The sequence below is a fragment of the Actinoplanes sp. NPDC021490 genome, from assembly GCF_055562135.1.
This window is the reverse complement of record NZ_JBVHFW010000008.1, coordinates 50,947-75,800: the sequence shown is the minus strand read 5'-3', so window position 1 is coordinate 75,800 and position 24,854 is coordinate 50,947. Positions and strand designations below refer to the sequence as shown.

Annotated in this window: 21 protein-coding genes and 1 riboswitch; of the genes, 10 read left to right on the top strand and 11 right to left on the bottom strand. The window is 69.8% G+C overall.

All coding sequences use genetic code 11. The features are described 5' to 3' along the window. Window positions 1–101: 101 nt before the first annotated feature. Window positions 102–965, top strand: a complete 864-nt coding sequence (locus ACZ3I4_RS22085; protein ID WP_465383865.1) for a sulfotransferase domain-containing protein — start codon at window positions 102–104, stop codon at window positions 963–965. Here the strand turns inward: ACZ3I4_RS22085 and ACZ3I4_RS22080 are convergent. After that, the gene (locus ACZ3I4_RS22080) at window positions 950–1,087 is read right to left on the bottom strand and encodes a hypothetical protein (protein WP_465383864.1); all 138 of its coding nucleotides are present in this window, start codon (window positions 1,085–1,087) and stop codon (window positions 950–952) included. The genes ACZ3I4_RS22085 and ACZ3I4_RS22080 overlap by 16 nt on opposite strands. An 80-nt stretch (window positions 1,088–1,167) precedes the next feature. On the opposite strand from ACZ3I4_RS22080, the gene ACZ3I4_RS22075 reads away from it, so the two are divergent. After that, complete coding sequence (locus ACZ3I4_RS22075; RefSeq protein ID WP_465383863.1) at window positions 1,168–2,760, top strand: ABC transporter permease; 1,593 nt, start codon at window positions 1,168–1,170, stop codon at window positions 2,758–2,760. Window positions 2,761–2,773: 13 nt separating this feature from the next. On the opposite strand, the gene ACZ3I4_RS22070 is transcribed toward ACZ3I4_RS22075, so the two are convergent. Beyond that, on the bottom strand, window positions 2,774–3,160 hold the full coding sequence (locus tag ACZ3I4_RS22070; RefSeq protein WP_465383862.1) for a DoxX family protein: 387 nt from the start codon (window positions 3,158–3,160) through the stop codon (window positions 2,774–2,776). Between the two features lie 28 nt (window positions 3,161–3,188). Further along, the gene (locus ACZ3I4_RS22065; RefSeq protein ID WP_465383861.1) at window positions 3,189–4,796 is read right to left on the bottom strand and encodes an RICIN domain-containing protein; all 1,608 of its coding nucleotides are present in this window, start codon (window positions 4,794–4,796) and stop codon (window positions 3,189–3,191) included. 180 nt (window positions 4,797–4,976) lie between these two features. On the opposite strand from ACZ3I4_RS22065, the gene ACZ3I4_RS22060 reads away from it, so the two are divergent. Continuing rightward, on the top strand, window positions 4,977–6,095 hold the full coding sequence (locus ACZ3I4_RS22060) for a serine hydrolase domain-containing protein (protein WP_465383860.1): 1,119 nt from the start codon (window positions 4,977–4,979) through the stop codon (window positions 6,093–6,095). A 62-nt stretch (window positions 6,096–6,157) separates the two neighbouring features. After that, on the top strand, window positions 6,158–7,579 hold the full coding sequence (locus ACZ3I4_RS22055) for a WGR domain-containing protein (protein WP_465383859.1): 1,422 nt from the start codon (window positions 6,158–6,160) through the stop codon (window positions 7,577–7,579). A 689-nt stretch (window positions 7,580–8,268) separates the two neighbouring features. Here the strand turns inward: ACZ3I4_RS22055 and ACZ3I4_RS22050 are convergent. From ACZ3I4_RS22050 to ACZ3I4_RS22040, 3 genes are all read right to left on the bottom strand, one after another. Further along, window positions 8,269–9,735 carry a glycoside hydrolase gene (locus tag ACZ3I4_RS22050; protein ID WP_465383858.1) on the bottom strand — a complete coding sequence of 489 codons (1,467 nt, stop codon included), beginning with the start codon at window positions 9,733–9,735 and terminating at the stop codon, window positions 8,269–8,271. Window positions 9,736–9,809: 74 nt separating this feature from the next. Further along, window positions 9,810–12,020: a M4 family metallopeptidase gene (locus ACZ3I4_RS22045; RefSeq protein WP_465383857.1), complete on the bottom strand. Its 2,211-nt coding sequence runs from the start codon at window positions 12,018–12,020 to the stop codon at window positions 9,810–9,812. 189 nt (window positions 12,021–12,209) lie between these two features. After that, window positions 12,210–12,752, bottom strand: coding sequence for a transglycosylase family protein (locus tag ACZ3I4_RS22040; protein WP_465383856.1), 543 nt, complete (start codon window positions 12,750–12,752; stop codon window positions 12,210–12,212). 2 nt (window positions 12,753–12,754) lie between these two features. Beyond that, window positions 12,755–12,914: riboswitch (cyclic di-AMP (ydaO/yuaA leader) on the bottom strand. A gap of 157 nt (window positions 12,915–13,071) precedes the next feature. Here ACZ3I4_RS22040 and ACZ3I4_RS22035 point away from each other — a divergent pair. After that, the gene (locus tag ACZ3I4_RS22035) at window positions 13,072–14,262 is read left to right on the top strand and encodes a serpin family protein (protein WP_465383855.1); all 1,191 of its coding nucleotides are present in this window, start codon (window positions 13,072–13,074) and stop codon (window positions 14,260–14,262) included. On the opposite strand, the gene ACZ3I4_RS22030 is transcribed toward ACZ3I4_RS22035, so the two are convergent. Continuing rightward, on the bottom strand, window positions 14,259–14,690 hold the full coding sequence (locus tag ACZ3I4_RS22030) for a universal stress protein (RefSeq protein ID WP_465383854.1): 432 nt from the start codon (window positions 14,688–14,690) through the stop codon (window positions 14,259–14,261). The genes ACZ3I4_RS22035 and ACZ3I4_RS22030 overlap by 4 nt on opposite strands. Window positions 14,691–14,867: 177 nt before the next feature. Between ACZ3I4_RS22030 and ACZ3I4_RS22025 the strand changes: the two genes are divergently transcribed. Next, a complete protein-coding gene (locus ACZ3I4_RS22025) occupies window positions 14,868–16,745 on the top strand; it encodes an MFS transporter (protein WP_465383853.1) in 1,878 nt (625 codons plus the stop codon). Here ACZ3I4_RS22025 and ACZ3I4_RS22020 read toward each other — a convergent pair. From ACZ3I4_RS22020 to ACZ3I4_RS22005, 4 genes are all read right to left on the bottom strand, one after another. Further along, a complete protein-coding gene (locus ACZ3I4_RS22020; protein ID WP_465383852.1) occupies window positions 16,723–17,319 on the bottom strand; it encodes a site-2 protease family protein in 597 nt (198 codons plus the stop codon). The genes ACZ3I4_RS22025 and ACZ3I4_RS22020 overlap by 23 nt on opposite strands. Before the next feature lie 50 nt (window positions 17,320–17,369). Next, entirely contained in the window at window positions 17,370–17,582 is a 213-nt protein-coding gene (locus tag ACZ3I4_RS22015) for a DUF2795 domain-containing protein (RefSeq protein ID WP_465383851.1), read from the bottom strand. A 42-nt stretch (window positions 17,583–17,624) separates the two neighbouring features. Further along, window positions 17,625–19,730 (bottom strand): glycogen debranching protein GlgX, encoded by a 2,106-nt coding sequence (gene glgX, locus ACZ3I4_RS22010; RefSeq protein ID WP_465383850.1) that lies wholly within the window; start codon window positions 19,728–19,730, stop codon window positions 17,625–17,627. 127 nt (window positions 19,731–19,857) lie between these two features. Then, a complete protein-coding gene (locus tag ACZ3I4_RS22005) occupies window positions 19,858–20,082 on the bottom strand; it encodes a hypothetical protein (RefSeq protein WP_465383849.1) in 225 nt (74 codons plus the stop codon). 67 nt (window positions 20,083–20,149) lie between these two features. Between ACZ3I4_RS22005 and ACZ3I4_RS22000 the strand changes: the two genes are divergently transcribed. From ACZ3I4_RS22000 to ACZ3I4_RS21985, 4 genes are read left to right on the top strand one after another with little or no spacing between them, the layout of a single operon-like run. Beyond that, complete coding sequence (locus tag ACZ3I4_RS22000; RefSeq protein ID WP_465383848.1) at window positions 20,150–21,121, top strand: aldo/keto reductase; 972 nt, start codon at window positions 20,150–20,152, stop codon at window positions 21,119–21,121. A 39-nt stretch (window positions 21,122–21,160) separates the two neighbouring features. Further along, window positions 21,161–21,703, top strand: coding sequence for a TIR domain-containing protein (locus tag ACZ3I4_RS21995; RefSeq protein WP_465383847.1), 543 nt, complete (start codon window positions 21,161–21,163; stop codon window positions 21,701–21,703). 51 nt (window positions 21,704–21,754) lie between these two features. Continuing rightward, window positions 21,755–24,121, top strand: coding sequence for a CHAT domain-containing protein (locus ACZ3I4_RS21990; protein ID WP_465383846.1), 2,367 nt, complete (start codon window positions 21,755–21,757; stop codon window positions 24,119–24,121). A 14-nt stretch (window positions 24,122–24,135) separates the two neighbouring features. After that, complete coding sequence (locus tag ACZ3I4_RS21985; protein WP_465383845.1) at window positions 24,136–24,852, top strand: hypothetical protein; 717 nt, start codon at window positions 24,136–24,138, stop codon at window positions 24,850–24,852. Window positions 24,853–24,854 lie beyond the last annotated feature (2 nt).

The following is a 24,854-nucleotide window of genomic DNA, read 5'->3' as shown; positions in this document are numbered from 1 at the left end:
ATTTCGATCGATTTTGTTATAAAGTCCCAGGACACCACGTCAACCAAGATCAACTTGGTAGCGAACCCGCGATTTCGTACGCAAAGGACACGGGCTCGACGATGTTCAACCGCGCTGTCATGTTCGCCAAGCAACGCACACCGGAACCGGTGCGCGTTGTGGCCCGCCGTGCTCAGGCCGAGGCATACAACGCCCGCCTGCGAGTCACCGTGCCGGTGGCGACCCGGAGCGAGTTCGAGAACATCTATCACTGCGCGGTGCGCAAGACCGCCAGCCAGTGGATCAAGGCGGTGTTCAGCGACCCGCTCGTCTATCGGCACTCCGGCCTGCTCACCTACGACCCGCGGTTCTACGGCTGGAGGCACCCGCGTGTCGTGCCGTCGCACCGCATCGGGCTGTCGCTGTTCTTCCCGCGCCCCCGCTTCGACAAGATGCCGAAACCGGAGAAGTATCGCGCGTTCTTCGTGATGCGCGACCCGCGCGACATGGTCGTCTCGAGCTACTTCTCGACCCGCAACTCGCACGGGCCGATGGGCGACGTGCTCGAGGTGCGCAAGGTGCTGCTCGAGAAGCCGCGCAAGGAAGGCCTGCTCTGGCTGATCGGCGACATGGCCAAGAAGAACCGGTTCGGCGCGATCCGCTCGTGGATCGAGGCGCCCGGGTCCGACGAGGTCCGGCTGGTCAAATACGAGGAGCTGACCGGTCCCGGCCAGGCGGGTGAGATGGAGGCGCTGCTGCGCCACTGCGGCATCAACCTGCCCCCCGACGCCCTGGCCACGGTGCTCGACCGATACAGCTTCGACAAGATGAACGAACGTCAGGGCACCGGCAAGGTCTCGCACTACCGCAAGGGACAGCCCGGCGACTGGGCCAACCACTTCGACGACGACATCTACGAGGCCTTCGACAAGGCCACGGGTGACCTCGTCGAGAAGCTGGGCTACCCGGCCTACCAGCAGAAATAGCCGCCCCGATCCACCGCGGAAACGGCTCGGCCACCACCGCGCCCCGCATCGGTCACGACCTGCTGCTGCTCGGCCGGGGCGATCTGCCCCGCCATCTGCCCGGCCGCCTCGGTGAACTGCACCCGCGGCCGGATCCCCGCGATGTTGGCACACCCCGGTCCTGACCGGCGGTCGTACGATCGTGGCGACACGGGGAGTGCCGATGACCGCGTTTGCCAAGACCGCCGGGGCGCCACGCCTGCTCCGCTTCATGCTGCGCCGTGAACGGGCCACCCTGCCCTGGTGGCTGCTCGGCACGACAGTGCTCGTATTGGTCCAGTCCGGTCAGAGCCAGAGCCTGTACGGCACCGCGGAGCAACTGGCAAAACTGCGCGACACGATCGGCGCAAACACGGCGGTGATCGCGATGAGCGGCCCGCCCGGCCTGCTCGAGTCGATCGGCGGCGAGGTCGTCTTCGAGATCTTCGCGTTTCTGGCGATTGTCGTCGCGCTGATGAACATGTTCCTGATCGGCCGGCAGACGCGGGCCGACGAGGAGACCGGGCGGGCCGAGCTGATCCGCTCGACCCAGGTCGGCCGTCATGCCCTGCCGGCCGCGGCGCTCGGCCTGGCCGCGCTGGCCGACGTCGCCGCCGGGCTGCTGGTGTTCGCGGTGGCCGCGGGCACGGGACTGCCGGTGGGCGGTTCGATCCTGTTCGGCGTGGCGGTCGCGGCGGTGGGGTTCACGTTCGCGGCGCTCACCGCGGTGGCCGCGCAGGTCTTCGAGAACGCGCGAGCCGTCTACGGAAGTGTCGGCGCCCTGCTCGGCGCGGCTTTCGTCCTGCGGGCCGCGGGTGACACCGGCAACGGCCTGCTGTCGTGGTTCTCGCCGATCGGGTGGGGCCAGCGCACTTTTCCGTATTCCGGGGATCGCTGGTGGCCGCTGCTGCTCCCGGCGGCCATGTCGGGGCTGCTGGTCGCGGCGGCGATGCTGCTGCTCGGACGGCGCGACTTCGGTGCGGGCCTGATCCCGTCGCGGCTCGGTCCGCCCCGGGCCTCGCGGGCGCTCGGGAACGCGTACGGGCTGGCCTGGCGGTTGCAACGCGGCGCGCTGCTCGGATGGGTGGCCGGGCTGGCGCTGCTGGGCGCGGCCTACGGATCGATCGGCAACACCATCGAACAGTACGTACGCGACAATCCCCAGTTCGCCGAGTTCCTGCCCGGTGGGGCGCAGAGCGTGCTCGACTCGTACCTGGCGCTGACCGTCAGCGTGTCCGCGCTGATCGCCGCCGCGTACGGCGTCACCAGTGTCCTGCGCATTCGCGCCGAGGAGACGTCCGGCCGGGCCGAGCCCGTGCTGGCCACCGCCACGAGCCGCCGCACGTGGCTGGCCGCCCAGCTCAGCGTGGCCCTGGCCGGCACCGCGCTGGCCCTGCTGGCGATCGGCGCCGGCGAGGGCGTCGCCTACGCGCTGACGATCTCCGACGCCGGCCAGGTGCCCCGCCTGATCGGGATCGCCCTGGCCTACCTGCCCGCGGTCTGGCTGATCGTCGCCGCCGCGGTCCTGGCCGTCGGCTGGCTCCCCCGCCCGGCCGCCGCGGTGGCGTGGGTGATCGTGGGTTACTGCGCGGTCGTCACCCTTTTCGCCGACTCCTTCAAACTGCCGGACTGGACCCAGCAGGCGTCCCCGTTCCGGCACACCCCGCAGATCCCGGCCGACCCGCTGACCGCGACTCCCCTGCTGACGGTGACCCTGGTGGCCGCCGCCTTCCTGGCCGCCGGCTACGCGGGCTTCCGCCGCCGCGACATCGGCTGAGCGAAAGCCGGGGTCAGCGGCGGGTGGCGGCGATGGCCCAGGCGATCAGGGCGGGCTGGCCCAGCAGGCGCAAAGCGCGCTTGGTGTCGGTGTCGAGGCCGAAACCGTCCTTGCGTTCGAGGAACTGGGCGATGTTGCCCGGGAAGACCCCGGCGAAGAAGCCGGCCACCGCCTTGCCGAGCAGGCCGCGGGCCGGCTGACGCCAGGTCGCCAGCAGGGCAGTGCCGAGGGCCAGTTCGACCACGCCGGACACCAGGACGACCTTGTCGGGATCGGCCGGGAACCAGGACGGCACCTGCGCCTGGAACTCCTGCCGTTGGGTGGTCAGGTGGCCGGCCCCGGCGGTGAGCAACACACCGCCGAGGGCCGCCTGCCCGAATGCTCGCGTCAATCGGCTCATGCCGGGCACTTGCCCGCGGACGGGCCGGTCAACACCAGGTGAGTGTCGAATTCGAGCGCGTCACATTGCTGATCGTGTTGTTGCTTCCGGTGCACGGGCTCCAGGTGATGTTGGTGTTGGAGACCGTCAGGTTGCGGAAGCTGATGCCCGACGACGGGGGGAATTCGGTGCGCGCCGCGATGCGGACCTCGCCGCCACCGCTGATCGTGCCGGAGACGCCGGCGATCACGACGTTGTAGCAGTTCTCGACGAGCACCGAATTGTTGCCCGTGTTGGCGATGTCGACCCGGTCGATGGTCGCGCCGCCGCTTTCCGAGACGCAGAAGATGCCCCGGCCGCCACCGCGCGCCCGCACGGTTCCAACCTTGATGTTGTTCGGGTAGGCGTCGCCGATCCGGCCGTTGCGGTTGGCCATCCGGAAGGCGGCATAACCCGTACCGGCGCCGGCGTTTTCCGCATCGACGGTGCCGACCGTGGCATTGATGGTCTGGTTGAGCAGCAGCCCGGATTCGCCGACGTTGCGGGCGGTTACCGTTCCGATGGTGATGCCGTCGACCCCGTACGTCTCCATCGCGTGTGACGACGCCCCGGAGACGTACACGGAATCGACCTTGACGTTGCGGGTCCACTGGCTGGTGTCGCCGCGATTGTCGATGCGCACGCCGAGGCCCCCGCTCAGACGCATGTCGAGGGCGCCGAGCCAGACGTTCGTCACGTTGCGCAGGAAAATGCCGTAGATCGGCGCGCCGGTCAGATTGAGATAGGGCACCTCGATGTTGCTGACGCCGCGCGCATAGATGGGCGCGTAGTCGCCGCTGCCCGATCCGGTCACGTTGATGGTGCCGCAGACCGAGAGCGACGTGTACGAGGCGAGGGAAATGCGGCTGCCCGCGGTCATCGAGCCGTTGCCCCGCACGACGACCCGTTGGATCGACGTACGCCCGGCCGTGAGGCTGCCGATTCCGGCCTGCACCGCGGCACGGAAATCGGTTCCGCTGTAGACGGACGTGCCCGATGCATTGCGGGCCGTCCAGGTGCTTCCGCTCACGGTCACCTCGGACTGGAACGTGCCCGATCCACAGGCGCTCGCCGAGCCGCTGCCGGTGCCGACCTGAACCATTTGCCATTGCTGGTTGGCGCCGTCGAGATCCCCGTACTGGGCCACGATTCCGCCGTCGGCCGTGGACCATTCCCACGCCTCGACCGCCTTGCCGCTGTGCCGGTTCAGCAGCCGCACGTATCCCCCGGCGGAATCCTTGAGCGTGAACTGCTGGCGGGTGGTGCCGTTGTCGGTGTTCTGAATCAGCTGGGTGCCGTCATTGGCGTTGGGCAGTTCGAGCACGAGCCCGCTGTGCCGGCTCTTGATTTTGTAGTAGCCGCTGCCGGCGTCGACGAACTGCCATTGCTGCCAGTTGCCGTCGTTGCGGGCGAACTGGGCGATGCCCGCCCCGGCGGTGGTGGCCCGGTTGTAGAGGTCCATCGCCTTGCCGCTGTTCCGGTTGACCAGCACGTACCAGGCGGAGGGGTTGACGGTGGCGGCCTGGGCCGTGGGCAGCCCGAACAGCACTCCGGCGCCGGCCAGCACCGTGACGGCGAGACCGGTCAGGGCGGCCCGCCATCGGCGCGATTTGCCCACCTCGACTCCTTAAGTGTCGGTGTTATCGTTCACATAGATAGACGTCCATGAGTGTGGGCACGCTCCCGGCGGGTGTCAAGTGGAGATGACCCCACCTGGAAGACGGGTGCTAACCGGCTCGGAACCACACCCGGACCTTCGTACGGTCGGATCTCACCTCGAAAAGCAGGAGGTTCCGACATGCTCGCAGTGGCGGCACTACTGGCAGCCACCCTCGTCGCACCGGCAACGACCAGCCCGTTGCAGTCCGCGGTGGACGACCTTCACGAGATCGGCAACGTCGGCGTCCAGGCGGTGGCCCGGGCCGACGGCCGCACCATCCGGGCCCGCAGCGGCTTCGCCGAGCTCGGGAAGGACGCCCCGGTACCGCTCGACGGCCACTTCCGGATGGGCAGCAACACCAAGACGTTCACCTCGGTCGTCGTGCTGCAGCTGGTCGGCGAGGGGAAGCTGTCCCTGTCCGACACGGTGGAGAGCCGGCTGCCCGGGGTGGTGCGGGGCAACGGCCACGACGGCCGGCAGATCACCGTACGCCAGTTGCTCCAGCACACCAGCGGCATCTACAACTACACGAACTCGCTCGCCGGGCTCGAGTCCTACGACTCCTATCTGGTCCACCGGCTCGACCACTACGACGCCGAGGACCTCGTCGCGCTGGCGATGAAGCATCCACCGGCCTTCGCGCCCGGTACCTCCTGGGACTACTCGAACACCAACTACATCCTGGCCGGGATGATCATTGAGCGTACGACCGGCCGGCCGTGGGCCACCGAGGTGCGCGACCGGATCGTGCGGCCGCTCGGCCTGACCCACACGTCGTATCCGGGCGACCGGGCGTCGCTGCCCCGGCCGTACGCCCGGGGCTATCAGCAGTGGGAGCCGGGTGGCCCGCTGACCGACACCACGCTGCTCAACCCCACGGTGGCCGGCACCGCGGGCGGGCTGGTGACCACGCCGTCCGACCTGGCCCAGTTCTGGCAGGCGCTGCAGCAGGGCCGGCTCCTCAAGCCGCGCCAGATGGCCGAGATGCACCGCACCGTCCTGGCCACGACGTGGCAGGAGCACGTGCCGGGCGCACGCTACGGACTGGGCATCGAATACCTCCCGAACCGGTGCGGGGGCTACTGGTCGCACGGCGGGGACGTGCCCGGCACCCGGACCCTGAACGGTGTCAGCGCCGACGGCAAGCGGGTCGTCGCCCTCGCGCTGACCACTCAGCTGGCCGCCCCGGAAGCCGGGCGGGCCGTGGACGAGCGGGTGCTCCGGCTGGTGAACGACGTCCTGTGTGGACGCCACTGAGTTTTGTCATACCCACCCGATAGCTTCGGGGCCATCGATCCGCTCGCGAAAGGTGGCCCCGAATGCCGGCCGAGACGACGTACCTCGAGCTCTCCGAAGACTCCGGAAGCGCGCACAAGTTCTATGAGGTGACCGTCGACGGCACGGAGGTGGCGGTCCGCTACGGGCGCATCGGCGACCGCGGCCAGACCAAGCAGTCGTCGTTCACCACCCACGACAAGGCCAGGGCCGAGGCGTCCAAAAAGATCGGGGAAAAGGTCCGCAAGGGGTACGCCCCGGCGGTGCCGGGCGGCCGGTCGAAACGCTCGATCTCCCGCCGTCAGATCGTCAGCACCCGGTCGACGGCGACCCGCGCGCCGATCCTGTGGCGCTACGACTCGGGCAGCCCCGCGTTCGGCATCTTCGTCGACGACGACGTGTGCATGGTCGGCAACGAGAGCGGCCTGATCACCACCCTCAGCCACGGCGCCGAGGTGCTGCAGCAGTTCCGGCTGCCCGACGGCGTGAAGTGCATCGTGGCCGACGAGGGCTGGCTCTACGCGGGCTGCGACGACGGCAACGTCTACGACCTGTCGGGCAAGGTGCCGCGGCTGGCCTACCGGATCGACCCGTCGATCGACATCTACTGGCTCGACATCCACGACGGCGTGCTCGGCGTCTCCGATTCCGGCGGCGGCATCGCGACGATCGACCACGAGGACGAGTTCCTGTGGCGGCGGCCGGGCCGGGGCCGATCGGCCTGGATGGTCCGCTGCGACGCCGCCGCGGTGCACCACGGTCACTCCAACGGCGTGACGAGCTACGACTGGCGTACGGGGAAGGAATTGTGGAACTCCCCGACCGGCGCCGTGCTGTTCGGATGGCAGGAACGCGACACGTTGTACGCGGGCACGGCGACCCGCCAGGTGGTCGAGCTGGGCAAGGACGGCAAGCACCGGCAGACGTACCGCTGTGATGCCCCGGTGTATTCGTGCGCCACGTCGAAGGACGGGCGATACGTGTTCGCGGGCGACAGCAGCTCGTCCATCTACTGCTTCGACGTCAGCGGCGCCCGGCTGTGGAAACTGGGCACGGGCTGCGGCTCGGCCTACTCGATGCAGTACCGCGACGAGCGGCTCTACATCGTCACCACGAACGGCGCGCTGGCCTGCATCGACGCGAGCGAGGCGGCGATCCATTCGGCCGTCACGGGCACGATCCCCGAGCCGATCGACGTCAAGGCGCCGCCCCGCATGTCCGCGGTCGTCCCGTCCACGACGGTCGAGGTCATCCACGACGTGGCCGGCGGCGTGGTGGTCGAGTGCGTCGAAGAGAGCGGCCGCCTGCGCATCCGCGTGCTCAGCGACGGCTACCACCGCGACTGGCAGGTCCAGTTCCCCAAGGGCATCCGCGAGCGCGGCAGCCGTTACGTCGTAACCGGGGTGCGCGAGGCGAGCCGCGGCGGCTTCTACCGCACATACGGCGAAATCCGCCGTTTGCTATAGGCCGTGCTGAGCCTCGGGCGTTCGGGGGTCGTGAGGAGCACGCCTCACCAGGGCGTCGTCCAGCCGCTCGACAACAACTCGGAGCTCTCGCGCGGCGTGTCCGGGCAGCATGGTGATCGCCTCTTCCAAGCGCTGCCGGGCCCAGCCCTCGCCACAGCAGGAGCAGGTGAACTCCGCTTCCCACGGCCTCCACCGACGCCGGGTGCCGTGGGCATGCGCGCCCCATACGCTGACCGCGGCGGCCACCACGCCCGGCAGCCACCGTTGTCCCTCCAGCAGGCGGACGGCAGCGTTCGCGGAACCCGAGAGTCCAGGAACATCGCGGTAACGGATCCACGGGCTTCGCGTGATCGGCGCGCGGCGACGAAGTGCTTGCGGTTGCCTACGAGGCACGGCCCCTTCTGAAGGTCACGCCTCAGATCCTCTCACGAGGAGGCCAACAGGCACGCAGTCGCGAGGCACGGCGGGGCGAGGTTGCCGAAGCCGTGCCCTACGCGGTGTCGGATGCCGGCGGGGTGGCTCGGGCCGGGTGGGGTGGCTCGGGCCGGGTGGGGTGGCTCGGGCCGGGCGGGGTGGCTCGGGCCGAGCGGGGGTAGCTGGGCGGTTTCGGGCCGAGTTTCAGCGGGCTGGGGTGAGGCGCGGCGGCTGCGGTCAGGCCGGGCGGCCGGAGTCACGCCGGGCGGCCGGGGTCAGATGACGACGTTGTCGATCTGGAGGGTTTGCACGGAGGCGGCCGGGAAAGGCACGCGGAGGAGTTTGCCGGCGGCCTGCATGTCGGTGCGCGGGGTGTAGCGGTCGGCGGCGGACGGGACGGTGGTCCAGCGGGGGACCTGGCCGTTGGCGCCGCCGGTGGCCTGGGTGAAGCGGGACAGGTCGAAGGTGAGGGTCTGGGCGGCGCCGGTGTTGACCGCGACGACGACGAGGCGGCGCGCCGCCGGGTCGTAGGCGGCGGCCGCGTTGCCCGCGCCGGTGTCGAGGATCCGCATGCCGGGGCGGATGTGCCGGGTGAACTGGGCCAGCACGTAGAACTTGGTCTCGATCGGCCCGGCGGTCAGGCTGCCCGCGTCGTAGCGGATGACGCCCCAACCGGCGCTGGGGTCCATCACCTGCCAGTAGACCCAGGCGGTCGGGTGCAGCCAGCGCCAGTCCAGGCACAGGTTGGCGGCCATCGTGAGGCCGGTGCCGTCCCCGTCGCCGGTCTCGGAGTTCCAGAGCACCTTGCCGGCCGCCCGCACGTCGTTGAACAGCAGGTCGCGCCGCCCGCCCGAGCCCTGGTAGCCGTGGACGTTGACCTGGCCGATCAGGGCTCGGGTGCCGGAATCGAAGCTGGCCAGGGTGGCGCGGGCGACGTCGTAGTTGGTCTCGTCCGATGCGGAGATCGTCACGCCGTTGAGGCCCTGACGGTTGAGTTCCGAGCGGAGCTGGGCCAGCACGCTGCGCTGGGTGGTGGCGCCGATGTAGCAGCCCTCCTGGGTGCCGTCGGCGCGCCACCAGTTCGAGGAGGGCTCGTTGAACGGGTCCACGCTGCGGAAGGTCACACCCCAGTTGTCGCGCGCCCGCCGGGCGGTGGCGGCCAGGTGGGCGGCGTGCTGGGTGTGGTTCCACGACTGCAAGTTCAGGCCGCCGTCGGCCGCCCCGGACGGGTTGTGGTTGAGGCACATCCACCACATCGGGGAGTTGGCGAACAACTCGCTGACGGCGCCGCGCTGGGTGGCCTTGACCAGCGCGGCCCGCTGCTTGGCGTCGGCGTTCCAGTTCCAGGCGGACGAGGCCGGGTCGGGGTTGCGCCAGTCCTGCCAGAATCCCTCGATCTGCTTGAACCGCGGGATGTTGGGCGAGGCGGCCATGCGTTCCCCGGCGACGTCGTTGAAGCTGCTGGCGCCCAGGTTGTAGCGGGCGATGCTGAGACCGAGGCCGGGCAGCGCGACGCCGTTGTAGCTGACCGTGCGGGTGGTGAAGAAGAGGTCGGCGAGGTCGTCGCGGTCGCCGAAAACGTTGGCCCACCAGGCGAGCGAGGTGCCCCAGCCCTGCCAGGTTCCGTAGTCGGCCGCGGGATCGACGGTGATCGTGGCATCGGCTCGCGCCGGCCCACCCAGGAGCGCGCCGCCGGCTACGCCCGCACCTACCGCACCGAGAACTGTTCTGCGCGTGACCATATGTTTACGTTAACATGACATAGAAGGGTGTCAATAAAAGGCCCGCCTCCCGGTCTCCCGGGAGGCGGACGTGGTCAGACGGAGAGGGTCCAGCTGGTCAGGGTGCCGGTGTCGGCGCGGGCGGCGTCCTGCACTCGCAGGGTCCACTTGCCGTTCGCGGTTTCCGAGGAGAGGTTGACCGGGAAGCTCTGGTCGATGTTGTCGGTGCCACCACCGGCCCGGTTGTGCAGCACGTAGGCCGTGCCGTCGGGCGCGATCAGGCTGACGATCAGGTCGCCGATGTAGGTGTGCTGCAGGTGCACCTCGACCGAACTAGCCGTCGAGGGGGTGGCCGCGCAGCCGGTCAGCTCGACCTCGTTGCTCACCGTGCTCAGGTCCGGGATCGGCAGCGCGGTGGCGTTGGTGGCCGTGCAGGCGGCGACGCTGCCGACGGTGACGGTCAGCGGCTTGGAGCGGGTGATCGACGGCGCCGCCGCGGTGACGGTGACCGGCGCGCTGGCCCGGCCGGCGTCGGGGGCGGCGCTGACCGTGATCGTGGTGGACTCACCGGCGGTGACGGTGGCCGGCTCGAACGAGACGGTCACACCGGCCGGGGCCGTGCCGGCGGTGAAGGTGATCGGCTCGGCCTCGCCGTTGACCAGCACGGTGGTCGCCGTGATGGTCTTGGACTCGCCGGGACCGACCGACGCGCTCGCGGCGGACAGGGCGAACGAGAAGTCGTTGCCGTCCGAGCACACCTCGTCGTTGCCGGCCACGTTGACCGAGGTCCACGCGGTCTGCACGGCCTTGTACTCGGTGCTGCAGGCGCCGTACAGGTCGGTGGCCGCCGCGAGCGAGTAGGCCCGTGCGGTGTTGGCCGGCGTCGACGTGTTGACGTAGCCGGTGTTCGAGACGAAGTACGCGTCGAGGGCCCGGAACCAGATCTTCGCGGCCTTCTCCCGGCCGATACCGGTGACCGACTCGGCGCTGCCACAGACCGGCGAGGTCCCGTACGCGGTCGCGCCCGAACCCTCGGCCAGGTTGAAGAAGAAGTGGTTGGCGACGCCGGAGGAGTAGTGCACGTCGACGCTGCGGGTGGAGGTCGACCAGCAGCCGTGCGAGCGCCCGTCGAGGGTCGGGTTGTACATGTAGCGCAGCGGCGACCCGTTGCCGTTGATGTCGATCTTCTCGCCGATGTCGTAGTCGCCGGCGTCCTCGGTGCTGCCCGCGTGGAACTCGACCATGCTGCCGAAGATGTCGCTCGTCGACTCGTTCAGGCCACCGGACTCACCCGAGTAGGTCAGCCCGCCCGGCACGACGTTCTCGGTGACGCCGTGCGACATCTCGTGCCCGGCCACGTCCAGCGCGACCAGCGGCTTGGCGTTGCCCGTGCCGTCGCCGTAGGTCATCTGGGCGCCGTCCCAGAAGGCGTTCACGTACGCGCTGCCGTAGTGCACACGCGAGGGGACACCGCGACCGTCGCCGAAGATGCCGTTGCGGCCGTGCACGTCCTTGAAGTAGTCGAATGTGACGGCCGCGCCGAAGTGGGCGTCCACGGCGGCCGACTGCCGGTCGGCGGGCGCGCCCGTGCCCCAGGTGTTGTCGGCGTCGGTGAACGTGGCACAGGCGCCCGACGTGCGGTTGCCCATGTCGCAGGTCAGACCGCCCCCGCGTACGGGATCGATCAGGTTGAACGACTCCCCCGCCGCGGTCGACTCGAGCGCCACCGGACCGGAGTAGATGCTGTTGCCGGTGCCCGCGACGTTCTCGATCTCGTCGTACGAGCCGGCGACCCGGCCGGTCAGCGCGTCCGAGATGACGTGGAAGCGCGACGGCGTCTGACCGTCGGGCTGCCAGCCGGTGATCACCGTTTCCCAGGACAGCTTGCCGAGGCCGCTGCTCGCGTCGACGAACAGCTCCGGCTTGGCGGTCCCGGTGATCGTGCCCTCGAACTCGGCCTTCGCCGCGGCGGCGGCCCGGTCGGCGGTGACCGACGGCTTGGTGCTCAGGCTGAGCGGCCGGGTCAGGCCGGCCGAGGCTCCGGCGAACTTCCCGGCCTTCGTACGGATGACCAGGTCGCCGCCGTAGACGCGGAGCCCGTCGTACGTGCGGGTGTAGCGGGTGATCCCGTTCCTGGTGCTGTAGACCGCGTAGCGGTCCTTGTCCGACTTCTTGATCGACGGTCCGGCCTGGTCGAGCAACGACGAGCCGGGGGTGACCGGCGCGGCGGACGCGGTAGTGGCGGTGACCACCAGGCCCCCACTGGCCAGGGCGATGGCGCCGGCCAGCGCGACAGCAAATCTCACGTTTGTTCCTCCCCACGAGCATAGACATCCACGTATGTCTATGTGAGAGATCCTCACAGTTCGTGGGCTCCAGCGGGGAAGAACCGCTTGTAAAGTTTAAGTTTCCATTTAATTCTGTCGATGTACAGCCGATCGGCCCGGGAAAGATAACGTGTGCCCGGCCCGCGACCGGGCCGGGCACACGGCCGATCAGAGGGCGAGCCGCTGACCGGGGAAGATCCGGCTGGGGCTGTCCAGCGTCGACTTGTTGAGCTGGTAGAGGGCCTTCCAGCCACCCTTGACGTGCTTCTTGGCCGCGATGGAGGCCAGCGTGTCGCCGGACCGCACGACGTAGTACTTGCCGGTGGACTTGGCGGGCTTCTTCGCGGCGACCGGAGTGGCCTTCTTCACTCCCGCCTTCTTGCCGCAGGTCGGCCAGGCCCCGATGCCCTGACCCTTCAGCACCTTCTCCGCGACCTTGATCTGCTCGGCCTTGGTGGCCTTGTTCGCGGTCGAGGCATACTTCGTGCCCCCGTACGCCTTCCAGGTGCTGCGGCTGAACTGCAGGCCACCGTAGTAGCCGTTGCCGGTGTTGATGCTCCAGTTGCCGCCGGACTCGCACTTGGCGACGGCGTCCCAGTTGACGCTCGACGCCTGGGCCGGCGACGCGGGGCCGAGCAGGCCGAACGCTCCGGCGACACCGGCGACCGTCAGGCCGAACGCGACACGGGTCTTCTTTCCGAGCTGTGCCATGACAGAACTACCTCCACGCCTGCGAGGTGAGCTGTCGGGTTCGGGCTGGGCTGCCCGGCCGCGAGACGCGGCTTCACCCCGAGGCGCGCCGGCGTCTCAATGCAGCGGCGCGCCGAGGAACTAGTGGGTCCCCCGCTCCATGCCTGGGTTCGTTTCCTCGCGGGCGGCGGCAGGATTCGGCGTTCCGCCCGGGGTGCCGCGATTGCGGACCGGCCGACGGTAACCACGCCGGGACCCGTACGGCCAAACTTGAAGGCTCAATCGTGAGCTTGTTCTCATCGGCCGGGAACCCGCCGGACCGATTCCCAGTCTCAGTTGTGTGATCCGTCTCCTGACAACGTTTGTCCTGGTCTGCGGCGTGTTGGTGACCGCCGCGTGCGGTGGCGGCAAGCCACCGGGTGATGCCGCTCGCATTCAGGTCGAGCTGGCCGCGGCCGACGCGGGCCCGGTGGCGCGGGCGGTCGGCCGGTTCGGCTTCGACCTGTTCCGCGAGGTCGACCGGGCGGACCGGAACACGATCACCTCGCCGCTGTCGGTGGCCGTGCTGCTGGCCATGGTCTCGGCCGGCGCCGAGGGCGGCACGGCGGCCGAGATGGCCCGGGTGCTGGGCCTGCGCGAGGGTCAGGACGAACGGGTCGGGGCGCTGCTGCGGGAGCTGGCCGACACCGACGAGGTGACGCTGTCGGTGTCCGACGCGCTCTACAACAACGGCACCCTCGAGGACGACTATCTCGAGTTCGTACGGCGCAGTTTCGGCGGCACGGTGGAGGATGTCGACCTGGGTTCGCCCGAGGCGGCCCGCAAGATCGACGACTGGGTCGACGAGAACACCGGCGGCCGCATCAAGGGCATCGCCCGCGAGCTCGGACTGCCCAGTGCGCAGGCGGTGCTCGTCCTGCTCAATGCGGTGTATTTCCTCGGAAAATGGCAGAACGAGTTCGAGACCGCGCGCGGCGAGAGGTTCACGACGCCGGGCGGCCCGGTCACCGTGCCGATGATGCATCTCACCGGCCGTTCGCTGCTCTACGCCGAGCGCGACGGCTTCCGCATGCTGCGTCTCCCGTACGGCGAAAAGGGGCGCTACGGCATGGAAATCATCCTGTCCGAGGACGGCACGACGGCCGGCGCCGCCCAGTGGCAGGCCCTGAGCACCGGTCTCGTGTCCCGCAAGTTCGAAGACGTCGCCCTGCCCCGCTTCGAGCTGCGCTGGGAGGGCGACCTGAACGGGCCGCTGCGGAAACTGGGCATGGTCACGGCTTTCGACCCGGGCCGGGCGAACTTCCGTCCGATGTCACCCGACGGCCGATGGCTCGAGAAGGTCTACCACAAGACGTACGTGAAGGTGGACGAGAAGGGCACCGAGGCCGCCGCCGTCACGGGCGGGGTCATGACGACCTCGGCCACCGTGAACCCGTCCGTGTTCCGTGCCGACCGGCCGTTCCAGTTCACCATCTCGGACCGGCAGACCGGCACGATCCTCTTCCTCGGAGCCGTCCGCGACCCGCGCTAACGCACCACCGTCACCGGGCATTGCGCGTACGCGGCGACGTGCTGGCTGACCGAGCCGAGCACCAGCCCGGCGAAACCGCCGTGGCCGCGCTTGCCCACGACAAGCAGGTCCTTGCCGGCCGACTCTTCGATCAGCACCTTGGCCGGGCGCCCCTGCCGGACCTGGGCCTGCACGGGAACCGGCGGATCCTCCCCCAGCTCTTCTTTGATCACCTGGAGCAGCTCCTCGGTGGTGACCTGGCTCGGCTCGGCCACCGCGTGGTCGGAAACACTGGGCCCACCCACCGGTGGCAGCAGTGTGTGCTCCCACACGTTCAGCACGAGAAGATCGGCGCCGTGATCCGCCGCCTCGGCCGCGGCCCAGATCAGGGCCTTGCGGCTGCTCGGCGATCCATCGACGCCGACAACGATCGTCGTCCATGTGCTCATAGCTCATTACAGGCCCGCCGTCGCCCGCCCGGCAATGTCGAGGCCGGAAAACGGCAGCCAGACGCACGTATCGACGTCTCTGCTTGCGGGTGTCCCGCGACGGGTTTAGCGTCGAAACGGAGTGTGTGATCTAGATCACTCACAGCACCATCTTCGAGGTCGAAGGGGAGCTCGCCCATGACCACTACGACGTCGGACACCGTCTCGACGGGATCCGGGGCAGCCGATCGCAAACCGCTGATGAGCGGGCCCGCCCTGCTGATGATGAACCTCGGTTTCTTCGGGGTTCAGTTCAGCTTCGGGCTCACCCAGTCCGCGGTGAACCCGCTGTTCCTGCTGATCGGGGCCAATCCCGAACAGCTGCCGATCCTCAACCTGGCCGGTCCGGTCACCGGTCTGATCATCCAGCCCCTGATCGGGGCGATCAGCGACCGCACCTGGCATCCCCGGTTCGGCCGGCGGAGACCGTTCATCGTGACCGGCGCCATCCTGTGCGCGATCATCCTGTTCGCGTTCCCGTTCGTCGGCGTGCTCTGGCTCGGCGTGATCTGCTTCTGGCTGCTCGACGCGGGCAACAACACCTCGATGGAGCCGTACCGGGCGTTCATCTCCGACCGGCTGCCCAAATCGCAGCTGGCGCGCGGCTTCCTGACCCAGAGCATGTTCACCGGCGCCGGGGCCGTGCTGGCCAACGTGTCGCTGTTCGCGCTGCAGAAAGTGGAGGCGCTGCAGACCGAGGCGGGCAACGGGGTCCCGTACTGGATGTTCGCCTGCTTCATGATCGGCACCGTCTGCATCCTGCTCACCGTGCTCACGGCCATGTCCCGTACGAGGGAACTGAAGCCCTCGGACGAAGATCTCGAGGAGATGGCCAACGCGCCCCGGGGGCTCCGGCCCGCCGTACGGGAAATTGCCGATGCCGTACGCGTCATGCCGGTGGCCATGCACAAGATCGGTGTGGTGTTCGCCTTCCAGTGGTACGCCATGTTCATCTACTGGCAGTTCCTGGCGGTGAGCCTGGGCGAGACGGTGTTCAACGCCAACCCCGAGCAGGGCGGCCGGGCCTGGGACGACGCGATCGCGTGGAGCGGCCTGGAGAACGGCGCCTACAACTTCGTCACCATGGTGTCCGCGCTGTTCCTGGTCGGCTTCGCCCAGCGGATCGGCGCCAAGCGGGTGCACGCCATCGCCCTCGGCCTGGCGGCGGTGGCGCTGGTCTGGCTCGCGCACATCGACAACCAGTACCTGGCTCTGGTCCCGATGATCGGCGTCGGCATCTTCTGGGCGAGCGCGGTCGGCGTGCCCTACCTGATGGTGGCCAGCATGGTCCCGGCCAAGCGCACCGGCGTCTACATGGGCATCCTCAACATGATGATCGTGGTGCCGATGCTGGTGCAGACGCTCACGTTCGGCTGGATCTTCGAGCACTGGCTGGACAGCAAGGGCAGCAACGCGATCATCCTGGCCGGCGTGCTGCTGGGGATCGGCGCCGTGGCCATGCTGTGGGTCAACCCGCCGGACGAGGCCGACGAGTCCCCGATCGTCCCGCTCGGTGGGCGGCGCAGCATTACCGTCTACGACCGCGTGGTGGTCGGTTCCGACGGCACACCCACCTCCCTGTACGCGGTGGACCGCGCGGCCGAGGTAGCACAGGCGGCCCAGGCCCGTCTCGTCGTCGTGACCGCCTACCGCGACGACGAGGACCCGCCGGCCGATCTGGCCGAGGGCACCCACCACGACCTGTACGGGGTCGAGGTCGCCCGCCGAGCCATGGGCAAGTCGGTCACCGGCCTGACCCGGGAACGCGCCCGCTACATCGAGCAGCTGCTGGTGCGCGGCGACCCGGCCCAGGCCCTGCTCGACACGGTCGGCAACAACCCGGCCAACCTGATCGTCGTCGGCAACCGCGGCCTGGGCGCCAGCCACGGCCAGCTGCTCGGCTCGGTCCCGGCCGGAGTCGTCCGCAACGCCGTGTGCGACGTTCTGGTCGTGCAGACGTCCGCCCTGGACGAGGAGCGCATGTTCCGGGCGTCTACTGCAGACGAATCGGATTGACGAGGTCGGCGGTGATGGTCAGGGCCATCACCGCCCCGCCCAGCACGACCAGCACCATCGTGGCCGGGAACAGCCGGGTGAAGTCGACCGGGCCGCCGGCGGGCCGGCCGCGCAGGCGTCGGACGGTGTCGCGGAGGCGTTCGAACCAGACGACCGCGATGTGGCCGCCGTCGAGCGGGAGCAGCGGCAGCAGGTTGAACAGGGCCAGGAACAGGTTGAGGCTGACCAGCAGGAGCAGGAAGGTGGCCCACAGCCCGCGCTCGGCCGCTTCTCCCCCGAGCCGGCTCGCGCCGACCATGCTGATCGGCGTGTCGGCCGCCCGTTCCCCGCCGATCGCCTTGACCACGGCCGGGATCCGCTCGGGGAACGCCGCGAGCTGGACGGCCGTGTCGCTGATCAGTTCGCCGGTGAACGCGGCCGTCTCGGCCCAGCCGCCCTTCACATAGGCCGGCGGCGGCTGCGGGGAGGCGCCCATCCGGCCGTCGGCGACGTCGACGTTCAAGGTCACCGTCTCGCCGCCGCGGAGCACGGTCAGCGTGGTCGGCCCGTCGGCGGCCCGGACGGCGGTGAGCACGTCGGTCCAGCGCGGAGTGGGCGTGCCGGCGGCGTCCCGTCCGGTGGGGGCTACGACGCCTCGGGCAGGGTGAGGGCGCGGCGCAGGCCGTCGCGTACGTCGACGAGGTTGCGATAGACGCCGGACGGGAGAGCCTTGACCAGGGACAGGGTGCGGCCGTCGGCTCCGCGATGCCGCGCGTGGTTGATCAGATCCTGCCGGTTGCTGGGGTAGTCAGCGGCCTGGAGAATTTCCGCCACCGCTGTCCAGTCATGGTTCTCCATGCCGCTGCCTACCCCGGCCGAACCGGCCCTAACAGCCGCCGCTCAGTATTGGCAGCGCAGCACCAGCATGGCGTGCGGCGGCAGCTTCAGGCCCTCCTGCGCCTTGAGCGTGCCGCCCTTGGCCAGAAGCGGGTCGGCGGTGTCGATGGTGACCTGCCAGGCCTGACCGTAGGCCGGATCGGGCAGGGTGAACTCGACCTGCTCCGGTGCGGCGTTGAACAGCAGCAGGAACGAGTCGTCGACGATCGGCTCGCCGAGCGCGTCGGCCTCGGGAATGCCGTGGCCGTTGAGGAACACGGCCAGCGTGCGGGCCGCGCCGGGCGCCCAGTCCTGTTCCGCCATCGGCGTGCCGTCGTGGCGCAGCCAGGCGATGCCGGGCAGGCCCGAGTCGCCGGCCGGCTCGCCGGTGAAGAACCGGCGGCGGCGGAAGATCGGGTGTTCGGCGCGCAGCTTCGTCAGGTGCCGGGTGAAGACGGTCAGCACGTCGTGGTGGCGGGCCTCGGCCCAGTCGATCCAGCTGATCTCGTTGTCCTGGGCGTAGACGTTGTTGTTGCCGCCCTGGGTGCGGCCCAGCTCGTCGCCGTGCGCGATCATCGGCACGCCCTGCGACAGCAGCAGCGTGGCCAGGAAGTTGCGCTTCTGCCGCTCGCGCAGCGCGATGACCGCCGTGTCCTCGGTCGGGCCCTCGGCGCCGCTGTTCCACGACCGGTTGTGGCTCTCGCCGTCGCGGTTGTCCTCGCCGTTGGCGTCGTTGTGCTTCTCGTTGTAGGAGACCAGATCCTCCAGCGTGAAGCCGTCGTGCGCCGTGACGAAGTTGATCGAGGCGATCGGGCGGCGGCCGTCGATCTCGTACAGGTCCGAGCTGCCCGCGAACCGTGAGGCGAACTCGCCCAGGCCGGACGGCTCGCCGCGCCAGAAGTCGCGCACGCTGTCGCGGTACTTGCCGTTCCACTCGGTCCACAGAGGCGGGAACCCGCCGACCTGGTAGCCGCCGTCGCCGACGTCCCACGGCTCGGCGATCAGCTTGACCTGCGACACGATCGGGTCCTGGTTGACCAGGTCGAAGAAGGCCGCGAGCCGGTTCACCTCGTGGAAGTCGCGGGCCAGGGACGCGGCGAGGTCGAACCGGAAGCCGTCGACGTGCATCTCGGTGACCCAGTAACGCAGCGAGTCCATGATGAGCCGCAACGACTCGTGGTGACGTACGTTGAGGCTGTTTCCGGTGCCGGTCGTGTCGTAGTAGTACTGCTTGTCGTCATCGACCAGCCGGTAGTAGGCGGGGTTGTCGATGCCGCGGAACGACAGCGTCGGCCCGAGGTGGTTGCCCTCCGCGGTGTGGTTGTAGACGACGTCGAGGATCACTTCGATGCCGGCCTGGTGCAGCGCCTTGACCATCGACTTGAACTCCTGCACCTGCGCGCCGTGACCGCCGAAGGAGGCGTAGTCGTTGTGCGGGGCGAAGAAGCCGATGGTGTTGTAACCCCAGTAGTTGCGCAGGCCGCGCTCGACCAGGTTGCTGTCGTGCACGAACTGGTGCACCGGCATGAGCTCGACGGCGGTCACCCCGAGGTCCTTGAAGTGCTTGATCATCGCGGGGTGGGCCAGGCCGGAGTACGTACCGCGTACGTCCTCGGGAATTCTGGGGTTCCGGGCCGTCATGCCCTTGACGTGGGCCTCGTAGATGACCGTCTGGTGGAACGGGATGCGCAGCGGCCGGTCGTTGGCCCAGTCGAAGAACGGGTTGATGACGACCGACTTCATCGAGTACGGGGCCGAGTCGTCGTCGTTGTAGGCGCCGTGGTCGTCGAAGCGGTACGAGAACAGGGCCTCGTTCCACTCGTAGTGGCCGTCGATGGCCTTCGCGTACGGGTCGAGCAGCAGCTTGCTCGGGTTGCAGCGCAGCCCGTTGGCCGGGTCGTGGGGGCCGTGCACGCGATAGCCGTAGCGCTGCCCGGGCACGATCCGGGGCAGGTATCCATGCCACACCATCGCCTCACGCTCGGGCAGGTCGATGCGGGTCTCGGTGCCGTCGTCGTCGAACAGGCACAGCTCGACCCGCTCGGCAACCTCCGAGAACAAGGCGAAGTTGGTGCCGCCGCCGTCGTAGGACGCGCCCAGCGGGTAGGGCGATCCAGGCCAGATCTTCATGGGTGGCGACTCGTCTCTCTCGCTGATGTGGGAAGCCGCGTTTACCCAGTTCTACAGCGAATCATCACCACCGAGGCGCAGACCACTCCTTCAGGGCCGCCGCCACGGCCGGAAGGGTGGCGTCCGGTCAGTTCGGCCCGGTTCGTCCGAAAGGTGTGGTTCCGTCGGGTGAGGGACGGAGTGCCCGATCCTCATCAGTCGAGGTGCCGTGCCCGTAAGTCTCCTCGGCACCCGCATCCTCGCCGGTCAGATCGTCGACCTGCCCGTCCTGCGAGTTGCTGGCCATCGCCTTGGTCAGCTCGGACAACGGCAGTTTGCTCTCGTCTCGCCAGACGCCGGTTTCTTCGCTCATGACCCCGGTCTACCCCCGGTACGGCATGCCCATGCAGCGCCCGGCCGACCGGCATAGGTTGGGCGGCATGGAGTACACGCGTCTGGGGATTTCGGGTCTGAAGGTCAGCCGCATCGCGCTGGGATGCATGAGCTTCGGGGAGCCCGATCGCGGCAGCAATCAGTGGACGCTCGACGACAACGCCGCCGAGCCGGTCTTCCGGCAGGCCCTCGAGCTGGGCATCAATTTCTGGGACACCGCCAACACCTACAGCGACGGCACCTCGGAGGAGGTCGTCGGCCGGGCCATCCGCAAATACACCGACCGCGAGTCGATCGTGCTCGCGACCAAGGTGTTCTTCCCGATGAGCGAGGGGCCGGGCGGCCGCGGGCTGTCCCGCCGGGCGATCCTCGAGCAGATCGACAACTCGCTGGCCCGGCTGGGCACCGACTACGTCGACCTCTATCAGATCCACCGGTTCGACCCCGACACGCCGGTCGAGGAGACCATGGAGGCCCTGCACGACGTCGTCCGGGCCGGCAAGGTGCGCTACCTCGGCGCGTCCTCGATGTGGGCCTGGCAGTTCGCGAAGCTGCAGCACGCGGCCGACCTCGGCGGCTGGACCAGGTTCGTGTCGATGCAAAACCAGTACAACCTCGTGCAGCGCGAGGAGGAGCGCGAGATGTTCGGCCTGCTCGCCGATCAGGGCGTCGGGTCGATGCCGTGGAGCCCACTGGCCAAGGGGCGGCTGGCCCGGCCGTGGGACGAGCAGGGCTCGCAGCGAGCCCGGGTCGACCCGCTGCACGCCCGCTACGAGGGCGACGAGAACCGCCCGATCGTCGACGCCGTCCGCCGGGTCGCCGAGGCCCGGGGCGTGCCGATGGCCCAGATCGCCCTGGCCTGGGTGCTGCACAACCCGGTGGTCGACGCGCCGATCGTCGGCCCGACCAAGCCGCATCACCTGACCGACGCCGTGGCCGCCCTCGACCTCGAGCTCACCGACGACGAGCTCGGCACGCTCGAGGAGCACTACACGCCCCGGCTGCCGTCCGGATACTGACGACGGGGCCGATGGCCGTGGACCACTACGATCTGTCGCATGCCTGATGCGCGCGACGTCTTTGTGGTCCACGGCCGGGACGAGCAGGCGAGGAAGGCGCTCTGGGCGTTTCTGCAGTCGCTCGACCTGCGGCCGCTCGACTGGGAAGAGGTGCGCAACCGCACCGGGAAACCGACGCCGTACATGGGCGAGATCCTGCGCGAGGGCTTCGCCACCAACCAGGCCGCCGTGGTGTTGATGACGCCGGACGACGGGGCCTATCTGCACCCGGCGCTGCAGGGTTCCGACGAGCCCGCCTACGAGACGTCGGTGACCGGGCAGCCGCGGCCCAACGTGCTGATCGAGGCCGGGATGGCGCTGGCCCTGCAGCCCGAGCGCACGGTCATCATCGAGATCGGCCGGCTGCGCCCCGCCTCGGACATGGCCGGGCTCAACGTCGTCCACTTCAACGGCACCCCGGAAAGCCTCAACAAGATCGCCGGCCGCCTGCGCAGCGCGGGCTGCGCGGTCGACACCACCGGCACCGACTGGCTCGACGTGACCCGCTTCCAAAACCTGGCCGCGTACACCCGCAAGTTCTAGCCGCCACTTCCCTGTCCGTCAGAGAGACGGTGAGGGAAGGGGTGGCGCCGGGTGGGTGGACGCGAGCGGTTGGTCGCCGGGGAAGAGGGCCTGCGACAGGTTCGATGGCTCAGCGAAAATCTCGACGCTCCGCCGCACCGGTGGGATCCGGTGGCCCGGGAGGCGCTCGGCCTGCTGGCCGAGGGCGGGCTGACCGCGGCCCGCGCGGCCGCGCTGTTCAACATCGGGTCGGTGGTGCATCGGCGGGCGCCGGGGCGGCCCGGGGACGCGGCGTGGGCCGTCGAGTGCCTGCGGCTCAGCCGGCGGCTGTGGATCGAGCTCGGCGACCGCGAGGGGCAACTGGCCGCGAGCGAGAACCTGGCCATCGCGCTGCCGGCCACGCCGGACGGGCTGGCCGAGTCCGAGGAACTGATCGCCGAGGCGCTGGAGCATCACCGGCGGTCGGGGGACGCGAGCCTGCAGGCGCAGAGCGCCACCAACCTGGCCGTCGTCCTGCTGCGGCTGGGTGAGCCGGAACGGGCCGTCGAACTGTGCCGGGAGGCGCTGCCGCTGCGGCCGATCGAGCAGGATCCGGCGGGCTGGGCGTTCACGGCGGCCAACCTGGCGCTGGCGTTGAGCCGGCTCGACGGCGATCCGGCGGCGCGCCGGGAGCGGCTGGGCGACGCCGTGGCCACGTACCGGCTGGTGCTGCCCTTGCTGGAATCGGCGCGCGAGGACTACTGCCGCGCGCTGCGCGATCTTGCGGCGGCCATGCGGACGGAACGCCAGGAGCGGGTGCTGGCCGAGCATTTCGGCGACCGGCCCGACGTGGATGTGCTGCGGCTGATGGACGTCAACCCGGGGGCCGTCGGGCTCGACGAGCCGGAGGCGGAACTGCGGGAGATCTTCCGCGGGCCGCCGTCCGACGAGGAGGCGTCGCTGCTGCTCGAGGCGGTCGGGGTGGCCGAGGAGGGGCTGGCCACCCCGGATCCCGTACGGCGGGGGTCGCTCGCGAAGATCGCCGCGCGGGCCACCGACCTGCTCTACGGCAGTTCCGAGCGGACGGCCCGCACGCTGGAACGGCTTCGCGGGCTGATCGATCCCCGGCTCACGCCCGAACCCGCCCTGGAGATCGCCCAGCTGACGGCCGCGGGATACGCCGACCTGGGCCGGTGGCCGCAGGCGCGGCGCGCGTACGAGGACGCCCTGACGATCCAGGAGGAGATGCTGGGCGACGCCGCCGGACAGGACGAGCGGCGGCGGCTGCTCGCGGCGAGACCGACGCTGGCCCGGCACGCGGCGTACAGCGTGGTCCGCTGCGGTGAGGCCCGGGCGGCGGTGGACCTGCTGGAGCGCACCCGCATGCGCAGCAGTGGTGGTGGTCCGGTCGCGGGGGAGACCGGCTTCCCCATCGCGTACGTGGTGTCGGTGCCGGCCGGTTCGGCGGTGTTGCTGGTGCGCGGCGACCGGGTGGACGTCTACGAGGACGACCCCACGTCGACCGCGTTCTTCGCGATGTTCCACCACCTGACCGATCCGGGCCAGGGCCTGGTGTCGGCGCAGTCGGAGGGTCTGGTGCCGACCGATGCCGTACGCCGGATCGCCGGACCGCTCGGACACCTGCTGCAACCGGTCGTGGACGCCCTGCACCGCGCCGGCCAGGACCGGCTGACCATCGTGCCGACCGGGCCGGCCACCCTGTTTCCCTGGGCCGCGGCCGAGGTCACCGATCCCGCGACCGGCGAGCCGGCCCCGCTGGGCGAGGTGATCGTGCTGGCGCAGGCGCCGTCGGCCGCGATGGCCGGGCTGTGCCGGCGGCGCGCCACCGAGGCCGGTCCGGGCCCGGCCGTGATCTTCGCCGACCCGGTCCGGTCGGACGCCCCCGCGCTGCCCGGCACCCGGGCCGAGGCGGCCGAGGTGGAGGGCTCGTTCGGGGGCACGGCGACGGTGCTGCTGGCCGCCGAGGCCACGAAGGACGCGCTGCTGCGGGAACTGCCGGGATGCCGGTACGCGCACCTGGCCTGTCACGGCTACAACGACTGGACCGAGTTCGCGTCGATGCGGCTGCTGCTGACCGGCGGCGACGTCACCCTGGACGACCTGCGGGCGCTGCCCCCGCTGGGCTCGCGCCTGGTGTTCCTGAGCGCGTGCCAGATCGGGCACGCCGACCTGCGCGGGCTGTCCGACGACATGATCGGGTTGCCGTTCGCGCTGCTGTCGGGGGGCGCGGCGGCCGTCGTGAGCACGCTGTGGCCGGTGAGCGACCGAGTCACCGCGCTGATGGCCGGACGGTTCTATCGGGAGCTGGCCGACATGCGCCGGCAGGGGGAGCCGGAGGACGTCGCGCTCGCCCTGCAGCGGAGCCAGCGCTGGTTGCGTACGGGAAGAGGGTTTACAGATCCGTATTTCTGGGCCGGCTTCGTCGTGCACGGATCCTGACGGGAGGGCCGCAGGTGGGACTGTTCGACTCGGCGCCCGCGCTCGAGGCCGCGGTCGCGTCGAAGCTGGTCAACCGGGAATCACGCGCCCGCAAGGAGCTGGCCCGGGCGCAGCTCGCCATCCTGCGGGAGCTGCGCGCCGGGGAGCTGCTGCTGGTGATCGGCGTGGACCGCAGCGGCTGGGCCGGGGTGGTCGTGGTGACCAACGAGCGGATTTTCACCGTACGACAGGGGAAGCTGGACCGGCGTGTCGACCGCAACCGGGTCCGGGAGGCCAAGCTCGGCCGGCGCGGGTCCGGGCGGTTCCTGGCGATCATCTCGGGGGCGGGACTGCAGCCGGCGTTCGAGACGCTCGACGAGGCCGACCGGTTCGTGCAGACGGTCGACCTGGCCATGGTCAACTCGCGGGTGGTGGCGCGCGACATCCCGATCCTGATGCCGTCGATGTACGAGGAGATCCTGCGGACCACCGGGCGGGAAGTCTCGGCGCCGAGGGTCGCGGCCGCGGCGGCGTCGGCGGCCGCGATGATCACCGAGCAGGCCCGGATGTTCTTCATCAAGCTCGACGACGCCGGCGCGGCCGCCCGATTCGCCGCCGAGCTCGACGGCGCCGCCGACGTTTCCGCGGCCGATCGCATGATCGACTGGCTGTGGGACTGGGATCCGCGCTGCCATCAGCCGCTGCGGCGGGCGGTCGGCGTCATCCGCGTACGGCTTCTCGAGGCTCATTGACA

What these genes read in the sequence shown, in the direction of transcription:
- ACZ3I4_RS22085 (WP_465383865.1), top strand. Translation starts at nt 102, where the DNA reads ATGTTCAACCGCGCTGTCATGTTCGCCAAGCAACGCACACCGGAACCG.
- ACZ3I4_RS22075 (WP_465383863.1), top strand. Translation starts at nt 1,168, where the DNA reads ATGACCGCGTTTGCCAAGACCGCCGGGGCGCCACGCCTGCTCCGCTTC.
- ACZ3I4_RS22070 (WP_465383862.1), bottom strand. Translation starts at nt 3,160, where the DNA reads ATGAGCCGATTGACGCGAGCATTCGGGCAGGCGGCCCTCGGCGGTGTG.
- ACZ3I4_RS22060 (WP_465383860.1), top strand. Translation starts at nt 4,977, where the DNA reads ATGCTCGCAGTGGCGGCACTACTGGCAGCCACCCTCGTCGCACCGGCA.
- ACZ3I4_RS22055 (WP_465383859.1), top strand. Translation starts at nt 6,158, where the DNA reads ATGCCGGCCGAGACGACGTACCTCGAGCTCTCCGAAGACTCCGGAAGC.
- ACZ3I4_RS22050 (WP_465383858.1), bottom strand. Translation starts at nt 9,735, where the DNA reads ATGGTCACGCGCAGAACAGTTCTCGGTGCGGTAGGTGCGGGCGTAGCC.
- ACZ3I4_RS22040 (WP_465383856.1), bottom strand. Translation starts at nt 12,752, where the DNA reads ATGGCACAGCTCGGAAAGAAGACCCGTGTCGCGTTCGGCCTGACGGTC.
- ACZ3I4_RS22030 (WP_465383854.1), bottom strand. Translation starts at nt 14,690, where the DNA reads ATGAGCACATGGACGACGATCGTTGTCGGCGTCGATGGATCGCCGAGC.
- ACZ3I4_RS22025 (WP_465383853.1), top strand. Translation starts at nt 14,868, where the DNA reads ATGACCACTACGACGTCGGACACCGTCTCGACGGGATCCGGGGCAGCC.
- ACZ3I4_RS22015 (WP_465383851.1), bottom strand. Translation starts at nt 17,582, where the DNA reads ATGGAGAACCATGACTGGACAGCGGTGGCGGAAATTCTCCAGGCCGCT.
- glgX (WP_465383850.1), bottom strand. Translation starts at nt 19,730, where the DNA reads ATGAAGATCTGGCCTGGATCGCCCTACCCGCTGGGCGCGTCCTACGAC.
- ACZ3I4_RS22005 (WP_465383849.1), bottom strand. Translation starts at nt 20,082, where the DNA reads ATGAGCGAAGAAACCGGCGTCTGGCGAGACGAGAGCAAACTGCCGTTG.
- ACZ3I4_RS22000 (WP_465383848.1), top strand. Translation starts at nt 20,150, where the DNA reads ATGGAGTACACGCGTCTGGGGATTTCGGGTCTGAAGGTCAGCCGCATC.
- ACZ3I4_RS21995 (WP_465383847.1), top strand. Translation starts at nt 21,161, where the DNA reads ATGCCTGATGCGCGCGACGTCTTTGTGGTCCACGGCCGGGACGAGCAG.